We start from the raw sequence: 13013 nt of genomic DNA, 5'->3' as shown, positions 1-13013 counted from the left end.
CCGCGCACGGGCGACGCACTGGTGGCCTGCCCCCCCACAAGGGCTGGTGAGCCGTATTGCCAAACTCATAGTCTTGTTCCCTGCCGCCTGTGCCGCTTATCCGCCGTCTTGCCACCTTGCGCTTTGTGCGTACCGCCTTGCGCACCTTGATTGTGCTCGTGCTGGGCGCTTGGGGTGTGCTGCTGCTGGGGTGGCTGACATTGCACTGGGGGATTCTGCCGCAGGCTGACCAATGGCGGCCCCAGATCGAAGCCCAGGCCAGCCAGGCATTGGGCGCCACGGTGCGCATTGGGCACATCGAGGCGGCCTCCAGCAGCTGGGTGCCGGCCTTGCGGCTGACGGATGTGGTGCTCAGCGACACCCAAGGCCGCGAGACCCTGCGCCTGCCCCGGGTGGATGCCGCCCTTTCGCCCAAGAGCCTGTTCGCCTTCAAGCTGATCTTTGCGCAGTTGCATCTCTCGGGTGCGCAGCTGGAAGTGCGCCGGGACGCCTTGGGCCGCCTGCATGTGGGCGGCCTGCAAATGGACGCGGCTGCCCAAGCCGCCGTGCCGGAGCACACCGCCGCTGATTGGTTCTTTCAGCAGCGCGAGTTTGTGATCCGCGACGCCACCGTGCGCTGGGTCGATGAAAAGCGCATGGCCCCGCCGCTGGAGCTGACCCAAGCCGACCTGGTGGTGCGCAATGGCCTGCGCGAGCATGAGATCCGCCTGGACGGCACGCCGCCTGCGGAGTGGGGCCAGCGCTTCAGCCTGCGTGGCCGCTTTACCCAGCCCTTGTTCAGCCGCGCGGGCGACTGGCGGCGCTGGTCGGGCACCGTCTATGCCGACCTGCCCCTGGCCGACGTGGCCAGCCTGCGCCGCTATGTCAACCTGCCCTTTGACCTGCGCGAGGGCAATGGCGCGCTGCGCCTCTGGCTGGACATGAACCGGGGCCGCTGGCGCCAACTGGCCCTGGACGTGGCGCTGGACGAGGTGGAGATGCGCCTGGCCCCGGCCCTGGCGCCGCTGGGCCTGAGCGAGGTGGTGGGCCGCCTGACCGCCGCCCGCACCGACAAAGGCGTGGAGGCCGCCGCCGAGCGCCTGCGCTTCACCACCGCCGAGGGCGAGCATTGGCCCGACGGGCGGGTGGCCTTGTTCTTGGATCAAGCCCAAGCTGAGCAGGCTGATTGGCTGTCAGATCAACCCGTGACTGGTGGCCGCCTGGAAGCCGACCGGCTGGATGTGGCCCTGCTGGCCCGCTTGGCCGCGCGCCTGCCCCTGCCCGCCGATGTGCGCCAGGGCCTGGAAGAAACCCAACCGGAGGGCCGCATCGAGGGCCTGCGCCTGAGCTGGCAAGGCGCGGCAGAGGCCCCGGCCCACTACCGTTTGCAGGCCAAGGGCGCGGGCTTATCCATTGCCGCCCAGCCCGCCCCCGGCGGTGGCAGCGTGGGCCGCCCTGGCTGGCGCCTGGCCGATGTGGAGCTGGACGCCAATGAGACTGGCGGCGAAGCCAAGCTGACCATGCGCAACGGGCAGTTGATCTTCCCCGGTGTGTTTGAAGAGCCGGTGGTGCCGCTGCAGCGCTTTTCTACCCGCTTGGTCTGGGCCATCAAACCGGGGGCGGCGGTGGCCGGGCAGCCCCCCGCACCGGCGGCGGTGGAGCTGCGCGTGCAAGACGCCCAGTTTGCCAACGCTGACGCCCAAGGCGAGCTGCAGGCCCGCTGGCACACCGGCCCCGGCGAGGGATTTGGCACGGGCAAGCGCCTGCCCGGGCTGCTGGAGCTGCAAGGCCGCATCCACCAAGGCCAGGCCACCAAAGTGGCTCGCTACCTGCCCTTGGGCATCCCCCAGCACACCCGAGACTACGTGGCCCAGGCCGTGCGCTCAGGCACCGTGCATGGCGTGGACTTCAAGGTCAAGGGCGACCTCTGGGAATTCCCTTACCCGCGCTCGGGCGAGGGCGATTTCCGCATCGCCGGGCAAGTGAGGGGCGTGGACTTTGTCTATGTGCCGCCAGAGCCTGGCCAGCCCCAATCAGCCTGGCCGGCCTTGAGCCAAGTCAGCGGCGAGCTGGTGTTTGACCGCACCTCCATGGCCATCAAGGGCGCGCGCGGCCGCGTGTGGGGCCTGAGCTTGGGCGGCGTGGATGGCCGCATTGCCGACCTGGTCCACACCCCGGTGCTGGAGATCGGCGGCAGCATCACCGGCCCCTTGAACGAAGCGCTGCGCTTTGTGCGCGAGTCACCGGTGAATGGCTGGACGCAAAAGGCCCTGAACGACACCACCGCCACCGGTGACGCCGCCTTGCAACTGGCGCTGCGCGTGCCGCTGGACCGGCCTGAAAACACCACTGTCAAAGGCGGCTTGACCCTGACCGGCCATGAGATCAGCCTCAAGCCCGACCTGCCCTTGCTGTCACAGGCCAAAGGCCAAGTGGCGTTCACCGAGCAGCAGCTCACGCTGAGCCAGACGAGTGTGCGCGTGGCCGGCGGAGACGCCACGGTGGAAGGCGGCAGTGCCCCGGACGGCCGCCTGCGCTTTGAGGTGCGAGGCCGCTTCAGCGCCGAAGGCCTGGCCCAAACGCCCCAGCTCAGCTTGCCCGCCAAACTCGCCGCTGTGATGCGCGGCGATGCACCCTACAGCCTCACGCTCGATGTGGGCCGCGAAGGCACCGCGTTTGAACTGAACAGCACGCTGACCGGCTTGGCGCTGGCGCTGCCCGAGCCGCTGCGCAAAGCCGCAGCCGAGAGCTGGCCCCTGAAGGTCAACAGCCGCGGCGTGGCCACCAGCGGAACAACCGCTGCACGCGAGACCTTAACGGTTGATTTGAGCGAAAGACTGCGTGGCCAAGTGCAGCGCGAATGGCCCAATGGCCGCGCCAAGGTGCTGCGCGGTGCCTGGGTGGTGGGTGCGGCGGCGTCGGCCCCCCTCAAGTTGCCGGAGAGTGGCGTGAGCGCCGAAGTCCAGGTGCCGCAGGCCCACCTTGAAGCTTGGCAGCAAGCCTTGGTGCCCCTGTTAGCCACCCCTGGGCCGACTAGCGCATCGGCAGCAGGCCCGGCGGTGGAGGACGAGGCCACGGCCTACCTGCCCGGCACGGTGCAAGTGCGCATCCAAGACCTGCTGGCCGCGCAGCGGCATTGGACGGACGTGGACATGCAACTGCAGCGCCAGTTGCGAGCCGACGGGCAAGTGTGGCGGGGCCAAGTGCGCAGCGAACAAGCGCGCGGGCAGCTTGAATGGCATTTGGCCCGCAATGGCGAAGTCACCAAAGTCGCCGCCAAGCTGGCCCACCTCAGCCTTCCTGCGGCCGACCCCCAGGCCGCACCTGCGGCCGAGGCGGAAGGCCTGCCTGCCCACGTGCCAGCCCTGGACCTGCGCGTGGAGCAATTTGAGATGCGCGGCAAAAAACTGGGCCGCCTAGAGATTGAAGCCCGCGAGCGCAGCAGCGGCGGTGAATGGCGCCTGCAGCGCCTAGCCCTGACCCAGCCCGAGGCCACCCTGGTGGGCAGCGGTGTGTGGACAGGCGGCCCCCAAGCCCAGATGGCGCTGGACCTCAAAGCCGAACTGCAGGACGCCGGGGCGCTGCTAGAGCGCTTGGGCGCGGGCAAAGTGGTGCGCGGTGGCAAGGGCAAGATCGAAGGCAGCTTGCGCTGGCCCGGCTCACCCCTTGACATGCCCTGGGAGCACCTGAGTGGCCAGTTCCAGCTCGATGTGGGCGCAGGCCAGTTCTTGCGGGCCGAGCCCGGTGCCGCGCGCCTGCTCGGTATCTTGAGCCTGCAGTCTCTGCCCCGCCGCTTAACGCTGGATTTCCGGGACGTGTTTGACCAAGGCTTCAGCTTCGACACCGTGAACGCCGAGGTCAAAGTGGCCAACGGCATTGCCCGCACCGGCAACCTGCGCATCCAAGGCGTGCAAGCCCAGGTCTTGCTAGAGGGCAGCAGCCACCTGCAAAAAGAGACGCTCAAGGCCCGCATGTTCGTGGTGCCCGACATCAACGCTGGCGGTGCGTCCTTGGCCTATGCCGCCGTCAACCCGGCTGTGGGGCTGGGCACCTTCATCGCTCAATACCTCTTCCGCAAACCGCTGCGCGAGGCCGGTACCCGCGAATTCACCATCGGCGGCACCTGGAGCGAGCCCACGGTAGACGCCGTCGAGCGCAAGTCCGGCGAAGGCCTGCCCGCTTGGCTGGACAGCCCGGCGTCCGCGCCGCAGGGTGCGGCGTCGGGGGCGGCGTCCGGCGCACGCTAACTTGGTATGCTGGCAGCCATGAAAATCGCTGCTCTGCAAATGGTCTCCACGCCCGATGTGGACCGCAACCTCGCCGACGCTGTTCAACTCATCGCCCAGGCCGCTGCGGCCGGGGCCAAGCTGGTGGCACTGCCCGAATATTTTTGCCTGATGGGCCGGCGCGATGAAGACAAGCTGACCCACGCCGAAGCCGAAGGCAGCGGCCCGCTCCAGCAGGCCTTGGCCCAGGCGGCACGTGACCACGGCGTGTGGCTGATCGGCGGCACCCTGCCGCTGCATGCCGAAGTGCCCAACCGCGTGCGCAACACCACCCTGGTGTGGAACCCGCAGGGCCAGCAAGTGGCCCGCTACGACAAGATCCACCTCTTCGCCTTTGACAACGGCCGCGAGAGCTATGACGAAGGCCGCGTGCTGGAGGCAGGCACGCAAGCCCAGGCCTTTGAGGCCGAAGGCTTCCGCCTTGGCTTGTCGATCTGCTACGACCTGCGCTTTCCCGAGCACTTTCGCAGCCTGATGAACCCGCCCTGCGACGTGCTGGTGGTGCCCGCCGCTTTTACCTACACCACCGGCCAAGCCCACTGGGAGCTGCTGCTGCGCGCCCGCGCGGTAGAGAACCAATGCTATGTGCTGGCCATCGGCCAAGGCGGCCAACACGACAATGGCCGCCGCACCTGGGGCCAAAGCATGGTCATCGACCCCTGGGGCCAGATCCTCGCCCAACAAGCCGAAGGCCCCGGCGTGGTCCTGGCCGACATCAGCCATGAGCGCATTGCGGAGGTGCGGACGCAGTTGCCGGCGCTGAAGCACAGGCGGTGTTGAGGGGGATGAGTAGCGTGACAGAGTCCATGGGTTCATCCAAACCTGATTTATCTGCCCCGACCAGCGACTGTGTGGTCTCCGGCCTGCGTGGCGCGGCAGATAGACGCTATTTTTAGGCGCCTCAATGAACGCTGTTGACCAAGTCCTACGCTTTCTCGGAGAAGTCGTTGTTTACGGCGGGGGGAGCGCGGCCGTTGCGTTTCTCTTGTTCCAGTACCTTGGCAAAGGCTGGATAGAAGCAAGATTCGCCGAACGGCTTGAAGCGTTCAAGCACGAACAGGCCAAGGAACTTCATCGTATGAAAGTCGAAGTTGAATCGGTCCTCAGTGGTGCGCTCAAGCTTCAAGACAGAGAGTTCACCGTTCTACCCGACGCGTGGCATAAGCTCAATGAGGCGTACTCCCTGACTGGCTGGGTCATTTCACCATTGCAGCAGTTTCCTGCTGTCAGCCGAATGGCGGATGATCAGCTCGAGGAATTTCTGAAAGACTCCGAGCTTTTGGAATCACAGAAGACGCGAGTTCGAGGCGCCGACTCCAGAGACCGCGACAAGATATATCAGTCTCAGATCTTCTGGCATCGTATGGGGCGGGCGAAGAAGGCAGTTAGTGAACTGCAGACCTATGTCGCATCTCAAGGCCTTTTCCTGCCTCCTGCGCTCAAGCAACAGTTTTCAGAGATGCTTCCGATCCTTTGGAGTGCCTTGACGTCGAATGAGGCTGGCCACGAGGCCGAAGACTGGAGGATGCAGTCCGAAGGGTGGAAAGAACTGCAAGCAAAGGGAGAGCCGTTGCACAAACTGATTGAAAGGTCGATTGAGGCAAGACTTCACTCACACGGACCTAGCCGCAATGTTGCCTAACCCTCACAGGGACTTCCTTTTGAGTCAAGCACCATTTGGAACGTTGAAGATGAGCCGACAACGGGTGCCATTGGCGCGGAGTGCCAGTTCTGTCGCTATTTGCCCGGGGTGATATATCCAGCTGACCCCAGAAAAATCAAGTTAAGCGATTGACTTTCCCCGAGGAAGGCAGCTCCACGGCCAATGGATTGGCTCGGTGATCCAGTCTTCTCCAAACTTGGTTACAACAAGCGCACGACACGTTTGGCCCACCGGTGTCAAGCCTTGGCCCGCACGTACTGAAACCGGTATTGCATGATCCACAACATCGAGAAAGTCACGGACTGGCGAGAATAGGGCTATGGTCAGCCTCGGTACTCGTCAGAAAGCAAATGTCTCCAGCACTTGAGCAGTTCCTCAACACGAATGCAAGCGCAATCTTCGGCTTGCTCGGCGCGCTCGGCGGCGGTGTGCTTTCGTTTGTCGCATCGCTGATTCTGAAACGCCGCGAGTTGAACTATCAGCTCCGATCGAAGCTTGTTGATCGCCAGATCGCGGCGCATGAGTGCGTTCTATCTTTGGCCCAAGAAATGCGGGTCATGGTTTCCTCTGGTCGATTCGATCAATCCGGCGAAGTTGAACGTGGCCCAAACGTTCTCCAGTCGAAAGAGGCCTTTGAGGCCTGGTTCACCCATTTCACGGAGGAGCAAGTGGTTGGCTCTTCGTGGCTTACGACCGGTGCCAAGCGAGAGGTCGCGCTTGTTCAGGACTACTTGATCACGCTGCACCTTCATCTAGCTGACGTCCCTTCTGAACGCTACCCTGAATTTGCGACATTGATCAGACAGGATTTCATTGACCTATCAAGTAGCCTCGAGAGGGCAGTCTTCTTGTTTTTTGAGAAGGGTATTCACCGTGCCCGGCCGGACAGCCCGTCTGCTTCGCACAAGTACCCTAGGCACGTCACCGAGAGTCGGCTTAGTCAAACAACATTGCTGAGGCGCCTGGGCGTATCCAGCAACTCAAATGCAGAAATCCAGTGAGGGCACTGGTCTTTCAACCTGCGCCCCAACTGCTGGTCATCTTGCCTGCGCTTCGTTTGCTGCTTATTCTGCACCTCGCGGGCAAAGCAGCCATTTGTCTTCGCCCAGTTAACTCTGCGTTGAGTACCGAAGGATCGAGCTACTGCGTTCCGCGGAGATCGAAGACAAGGGGTCCGTCACTTGCTTGGTACTTTGGGTCTGCTTGCCGTTTGATGACTACTCCTTTCGAGCAGCCTTCAGCCAGATGAACAATCTGCTCGGAGGTGGCATCCAGTGGATTCTGCCTCCAGAAGCACCACAAGAAGACTTTATTGAAGGTCAACTTGAGTGGGACGGTAGGCACTTCGGCCTCTACTACGAGCGATCTTTGGGGTACATGCGATTCGCTGCCGGGAGCCGCACAGATATTCAAGCATTGGTGGGCGCGCTTGGCGTCCAACATGATGACAAAACGTAAGAACCTCGCGTCCACTTTACTCAAGTAGATACTTATGCAGGAGAGTCAAGAGCCTGCCTGGCGGCAATTCATGGCCGGCTTCCTCCAGCACCTGGGTCAGGGGGCGGCACTAGAGCTGCCGTCGCTAAGTCCCCAACCCCGCTCATCACACCTCTTGAAAATTCCCATGAAACCCCAGCGGCAGCCAATAGGGCAATGAGGCCACGGCCAGGGGGCCATCGGCCAAGCTGCGGGCGTCAAACACACTCAGCTTGGTGACCTTAGCGCGGGTGTCAAAGTGCGTGCCCAGCAGCCAGGCGTCGCGCTCGTCGCTGGCCCCTGGTTTGGCGATCCACAGGTGCTCTTCCACGATGGCGTGTTCGCCAAAGTCATAGCGCTCGGTGCGGCCGCTGTCTTGGTCCGTCAGGGCCAGGCCGTGGAAGAAGCTGTTGTTCACGCCGCTGCGTGGCCGCCAGGCGGATGCGGTGAGCTGCCAGCGGTGGCGCAGGCCGTTCAGGCGTGGGTGAATGCGGGGGAACTCGGATTGGTCTGTGCCCGCCACTCGGCTGGCCTGGCCTGTGCGCAGGTTCAGGCGCACCACCACTGAAGCCGCGCCCACGGCGGCCGTGGGCCGGGCCTCACCGCGCATCATGGCGGGGATGTTGCGCGTCAACACGTCGGCATTGGGGTTGGCCACATAGCTCAGCACGATCTCCTCGCCCACTTCATAGGCGTTGCCCACATGGAAGATGAACTCAGAGGGCAACTCAAACACCCGGGCCTTTTGAATATCGTCTTTGGGCGCCACCCAAATGCGCAGGGGCTGCTGTGCTTGCCAGGCAAAGGCTTGCTCCAGTGGCACACCTTGGCTGACAGCGGCGATGTCCATGCGCAGCGGCGGCAGCGGCACCACAAAAAAGCGCTGGGTCACGGCCATGTCGTGCACCATGCCCATGGCCCAGGGCAGGGTCGCGATCTGGCCGCGTTGCAGTTGGCCGTCGGCGCCAATCTGGTAGGTGGCGATCTTGTCGGCCCAGGTGCCGATGTTCCACAGCACACCTTGAGGGTCTAGCTTGGGGTGGGCCGAGAAGGGCACACCGGCCCAGTCTTTTTGCCAGGCCACGGGGCCACGCGTGCTGAGGTCGGCCACGCCCAGCTCATAGGCCGAGCCGCCTTCCCACAGGGCCAGCAGCTTGCCGCCGTGCTCGATGACGCTGGTGTTGGCCGCGTTCACGCTGTCAGGCCCGGTGACGGGCACTTCCAGCTTGATGGGGGTGCCAAACGCCGCCGTCACAAAGCGGCCCGCAGCCCGCTCGGCCTGCAGCTTGCGCGTGTTGACAAAGCGCCCGTGGTGGCTGATTTGGCGGCCGTTCAGGCTGAACTGCTGCACCATGCCGTCGCCGTCAAACCAGTGGTGATAGCGCTGGCCGTTGCGCTCGAACAGGGCCGGGCCGTTGCGATGAAAGCGCCCCTTCAAGGCCTCGGGCCAGCGGCCTTCCACCGTCAGTGCATCGCAGCGCAACGCTTCAGGGCCGTGCTCGGGCATTCCTTGCAGCGGCGTCAGGGTCGGGTTCTGTTGGACCTTCTGGGCAAAGCGCGAGGCTGCGCTCTCGTTGGCGGCCAGCGCCCAAGGCGCGGCCAGGCCGGTGGCGGTGGCAGCGCCCATCAGGCGCAGCCAATCACGGCGTTGGAGGGGGTAGTGCGTCATGGTCATGGCCCCTGTTCAGTTGAGGGTGATGCTGATGCTGCGGCCGTCGGCCCGCACCTTGGCCTTGGCCCAGCTCGGGGGGCCAAAGCTGGGCTCGCCCGAGGCACCATAAGGCTCGCTGGGGATGCCCATGAAGTTGGTATTGAGCTTGCCGTTGCGGTCCAGGTCTTGGTAGATCATCACCGCCACCTCCTCACCGCTGAGATTGCACAGCGACAGACTCAAGGTCTCGCCCTTGGCCTGCGCAGCCACGGCCACGCCCGCCTCTTTCATGAACTGCGCTTCGCTTTCATACACGGCCACCATCACCGGGCCTTGGTTCGCCGCCACCCGCTTGATCTCCAACTGCAGGCCACAGCCTGCGGGCAAGCTGCCTTGGGCATGGGCCGCGCCCGTGGCCAGAGCGGCGAGAGTCAGGGTGGCCAAGAAATGTCGAATCAGGGGCTTTGAACGGGTCATGTCAGTCTCCAGTGAGTGGGGGTGATTCCGCTTCCAAATCAACCGTGTCGTTGTTGCTTCGCCTCGCCGTGCGACAGCACTGTCTTCGGCTTCGCGCCTAGACCCGAATGATTTGGAAACGGAATGAGCGGACTGTGAACCGATGCGCGTGTGGGCGCAGCCGCTGTGCGACGAGCGGGGGAAGGGCGGCGCGAGTGGTGGTCCAGGGGCGCGAATGGTGGATGCGTGGGGGCAAGGCCTCGACAGCCTCGGGTACATGTTGTACAGTTATTGGTACAACTACGGAGCTTTCAGATGGACGCCATCACCTACTCTGCCGCCCGCGCCAATCTGGCATCGACCATGGACCGTGTCTGCAATGACCACGAGGCCTTGATCATCACGCGCAATGGCGAGCAGTCGGTGGTCATGCTCTCTTTAGAGGACTACCAAGCGCTGGAAGAAACCGCTTATCTGTTGCGGAACCCGGCCAATGCCAAGCGCTTGCTGTCCGCCGCTGCGCAACTGTCGGCAGGCCAAGGCACGCCGCGAGACTTGGTGCCATGACGCTGGTGTTTGCGGATGAAGCTTGGGAGGATTACCTCTTTTGGCAAAAGCAAGACCGGCGCATGGTGGATCGCATCAACAAGCTGATCCGCGAAACCCAACGCCAACCTTTTGAGGGCGTGGGCAAACCCGAGCCACTAAAGCACGCCTTGTCGGGTTTTTGGTCCCGACGCATCACGGACGAGCACCGCATGGTCTACAAGGTCGAGGATGGCAGTCTGTTGATTGCGCAGCTCAGATATCACTACTGAGATCCGGACCAGGTAGCGGGCCACCGGGCACCGGAGGTTGTCGTTGACTTTCAGGCCTGCCAATGTGGTGAGATGGAGCCCTCAATATCTGCAGGAGGGAAGATGCCGCTTCAAATCCAAGACCCGACCAATCCCGACAGCGACTATTTGGTTGACGTACTCCTAGATGCCTGCCGAGATGCGACTATTGGTGGCGGCGCGTTCGCATTCCTCTCAGCTGGAGGCGTGCAACTGCTATTGAAAGATGAAATCTTCAAGGATTTCCTTGCGCGAGGTCGGTTCGATCTGCTCGTGGGCGTGGATGCCATTACTGATACAGCAGCCATTGACGCGCTGTCCACGGTTAGAAGGGAACATCCGAGCATTGGTGCGCGCGTCTTCGTGCCCTCGCATCCCCGCTCCATCTTCCACCCAAAGGTGGCGTGGTTTGATTCAGGCAACGGCGGACTGCTTGTCACCGGCTCGGGTAACCTCACGGCCGGTGGTCTGCGCTGGAACATCGAAGCTTTTGCCGTCGAGCATTTGGATGCGCCTGCGATGGCTGACTTGCGTTCGCGCTGGGATGAATACCTCGCGCTGACCGCCGAGTGCCAGCTTGAACCCGAAGATGGTCGTGTCGTGGCTCTTTTGGAGCGCAACGCAGCCCGCCGACGCGCAATGACAGAAGCCAATATCACAACGCCGGGCGAAGGCGGAGAAGAGCCACCGCAAGAAGCGCCAGTAGTGGCTCGGGAATGTGAATTGGCCGAACCGCCAGCGGGTCAGCCTGCGGATGAATTGCCGACTATCGGGCCAGCAACCGAAATACTTGTCGCAGAGATTCCTCGCGCAAGCAACCGGTGGGGGCAAGCAAATTTCGACCAAGCTACCTTTTTCGGCTTTTTCGGTGCGTCTCGAACGGTTAAACGACGCGCATACTTCTTCCACTTGCGCGCGGATGGAACGCTCGGATTCCAAGAGGTTCGCCCTGCCGTAGCAGTCCAAAGTAAGAACTACCGTTTTGAGTTGGAGGCCGCATCCGGACTGGCGTACCCAGCGGATGGCCGACCAATCGGGGTTTTCGCGAAGGTGGGGGCTCGAACCTTCGTCTACATGCTGCTCATGCCGAACCATGCGGGCCATCAAGAAATGGTGAATCTGCTTGCCCGTTCGGCACTGGTTGGCGGGGGCACCCTGAAGCGAATCGTATTTCCTGCCGCCAAGGTGCTTGCGGAGTGGCCCCTGGCACCACTTTGGCGTCGACTCACCGTCTGAGTCTGCAGACGATAAGGACCTCGGCCTCCGGAGGCATGTCGAAATTCAAACTGGAGTGGTTGAGCTTGCTGTGGCTGACGCCGTCGACGCTTTCCAGCTCTACGGACTTGTAGAAGTCGCGAGCTAGGCTGAGAAGCGCATCAATTTGCATTAGCCTGGGATGCGCGCCTGATTGGAACGGCGAGTAGGAGACCACCATCTGGGCGCCCGTCTGCGAAGCGAGACGGAACAAGTCGCGGAATGCCCCGGGCGCCTGACTTCGTATGCAGAACGGCGACTGATGCCGGTCGTCTCGATACAGGCCTCGGCTTAACTCATCGTCGGATGAACCGGGGCTGCGGGCTATCGACGGGTTGTCTCGCCGAGCCATGGTTTCGAGCACGTGATAGAAGCGACTGTAGTGGTCTCGGGTGTAGGGGGGATCCGCATAGACCACTGAGTACTGTCCGGCGAATTGAGTGAGCGCTTCGCGATAATCGGCCCTTGCCACGACGTGCCCAGTTCCTCGTGTGCGGTGAAGCGCGTATCGCTGCAGCCAGGTCATGTACTTTGTCCGCACGTCTAGGTGGCGGTCGCGGTCAATCTTCGCCAGAAGGTGCTGCTTCACTACTCCCTGCTTGTTCCTCGGTCGAATTGGCTGGGCGAATTGCTTTCCGACCGTGTTGACGGTGTCGCTTGCTGTGCTCAGAAGCGCAGCAGTGAAAACATCGGTGAGCGCAGAAGGCATAGCCTCGTACGCAAGTGCTGCGAGGCAGTCAAGTTCGACAGCTTGGGCGTAAGAAAAATAGGCTCCTCCGAAGTAACGAACGGTGGTCGCAAGGGGCGAGCCGGCCAAGCCGGCTAGCTTCATACGTTTCGCGACCTCTTTCAACCGGCTCTGCAGTTCCGATGAACCGCTGGCTACCCCGCGTTCTGCAGCAAGGATGGAGCCATGCTCCAGCACCAAGCAGATGGCGTCCGTTTCGCCGTGTTTCGCGGCGTGCAAGGCGTCGCGCTCGAACTGAACCAAAGGCTCCACGGCTTGTCGCAACGCGTCGAGTCGTGGTGAACCCGCTTGCAGACGGGCAGCGAACGTTGAAACGATGTCCGAGTCGGCCGACCGGCTTGCCAGGAGGGCGCTGCAAATGACGCGAGAGTACTCTTGGATGTCCGAAGCAATCACGCGGCGGTGTCCTGCGAGGGCCAATGCCGTCGTCCCGGAGCCGGCGAATAGGTCAAGCACGGTTCCTCGGGTAGCATCTGCACTATCAAGCGCATCAGCAATGGCTGAGGCCAGCCTAAGCTTGCTGCCAAGGTAGTGAATAGGCCTGAAAACGACCGCTTCGAGTGCATCGGATGGCGTTGCTTCCGCCCCTTCGCGGAGCTCGAGCTGCAGTTGCGGTGGTTCGTTGGAAGGCACGGAGGGCGAGCGCGTAAAGCTTAGTATCGTA

Annotated in this window: 11 protein-coding genes; 8 read left to right on the top strand and 3 right to left on the bottom strand. The window is 62.9% G+C overall.

Features of this window, described 5'->3' with window-relative positions; genetic code table 11:
• The first annotated feature begins 89 nt into the window (after positions 1-89).
• The 5 genes from ACIQ3Q_RS04135 to ACIQ3Q_RS04115 all read left to right on the top strand — a co-directional run bounded on the left by ACIQ3Q_RS04135 (position 90) and on the right by ACIQ3Q_RS04115 (position 7386).
• The gene (locus ACIQ3Q_RS04135; RefSeq protein ID WP_396267716.1) at positions 90-4226 is read left to right on the top strand and encodes a YhdP family protein; all 4137 of its coding nucleotides are present in this window, start codon (positions 90-92) and stop codon (positions 4224-4226) included.
• A gap of 18 nt (positions 4227-4244) precedes the next feature.
• Positions 4245-5045 (top strand): carbon-nitrogen hydrolase family protein, encoded by an 801-nt coding sequence (locus tag ACIQ3Q_RS04130; RefSeq protein WP_396267715.1) that lies wholly within the window; start codon positions 4245-4247, stop codon positions 5043-5045.
• Between the two features lie 124 nt (positions 5046-5169).
• Complete coding sequence (locus ACIQ3Q_RS04125) at positions 5170-5907, top strand: hypothetical protein (protein ID WP_396267714.1); 738 nt, start codon at positions 5170-5172, stop codon at positions 5905-5907.
• A 371-nt stretch (positions 5908-6278) separates the two neighbouring features.
• Entirely contained in the window at positions 6279-6929 is a 651-nt protein-coding gene (locus tag ACIQ3Q_RS04120; RefSeq protein WP_396267713.1) for a hypothetical protein, read from the top strand.
• Between the two features lie 244 nt (positions 6930-7173).
• A complete protein-coding gene (locus ACIQ3Q_RS04115; protein WP_396267712.1) occupies positions 7174-7386 on the top strand; it encodes a hypothetical protein in 213 nt (70 codons plus the stop codon).
• 145 nt (positions 7387-7531) lie between these two features.
• Here the strand turns inward: ACIQ3Q_RS04115 and ACIQ3Q_RS04110 are convergent, their stop codons facing one another.
• Complete coding sequence (locus tag ACIQ3Q_RS04110) at positions 7532-9073, bottom strand: carotenoid oxygenase family protein (protein WP_396267711.1); 1542 nt, start codon at positions 9071-9073, stop codon at positions 7532-7534.
• A gap of 15 nt (positions 9074-9088) precedes the next feature.
• A complete protein-coding gene (locus ACIQ3Q_RS04105; protein ID WP_396267709.1) occupies positions 9089-9532 on the bottom strand; it encodes a DUF2141 domain-containing protein in 444 nt (147 codons plus the stop codon).
• A 294-nt stretch (positions 9533-9826) separates the two neighbouring features.
• Here ACIQ3Q_RS04105 and ACIQ3Q_RS04100 point away from each other — a divergent pair, with 294 nt between their 5' ends.
• The 3 genes from ACIQ3Q_RS04100 (at position 9827) to ACIQ3Q_RS04090 (ending at position 11583) form a co-directional block, all read left to right on the top strand.
• A complete protein-coding gene (locus ACIQ3Q_RS04100; RefSeq protein WP_396267708.1) occupies positions 9827-10078 on the top strand; it encodes a type II toxin-antitoxin system Phd/YefM family antitoxin in 252 nt (83 codons plus the stop codon).
• A complete protein-coding gene (locus ACIQ3Q_RS04095) occupies positions 10075-10329 on the top strand; it encodes a Txe/YoeB family addiction module toxin (RefSeq protein WP_396267707.1) in 255 nt (84 codons plus the stop codon). Before ACIQ3Q_RS04100 ends, ACIQ3Q_RS04095 begins: the two co-directional genes overlap by 4 nt.
• Positions 10330-10431: 102 nt before the next feature.
• Positions 10432-11583, top strand: a complete 1152-nt coding sequence (locus ACIQ3Q_RS04090; protein ID WP_396267706.1) for a hypothetical protein — start codon at positions 10432-10434, stop codon at positions 11581-11583.
• On the opposite strand, the gene ACIQ3Q_RS04085 is transcribed toward ACIQ3Q_RS04090, so the two are convergent.
• On the bottom strand, positions 11573-12982 hold the full coding sequence (locus ACIQ3Q_RS04085; RefSeq protein ID WP_396267705.1) for a DNA adenine methylase: 1410 nt from the start codon (positions 12980-12982) through the stop codon (positions 11573-11575). The genes ACIQ3Q_RS04090 and ACIQ3Q_RS04085 overlap by 11 nt on opposite strands.
• Between the last annotated feature and the right edge of the window lie 31 nt (positions 12983-13013).

Origin of the sequence: Ideonella sp., assembly GCF_044358605.1 — a bacterium.
Classification (GTDB): Bacteria; Pseudomonadota; Gammaproteobacteria; order Burkholderiales; family Burkholderiaceae_C; genus Ideonella.
Note: the sequence above shows the minus strand (reverse complement) of the source record. Positions and strands in the feature narration are given on the sequence as shown.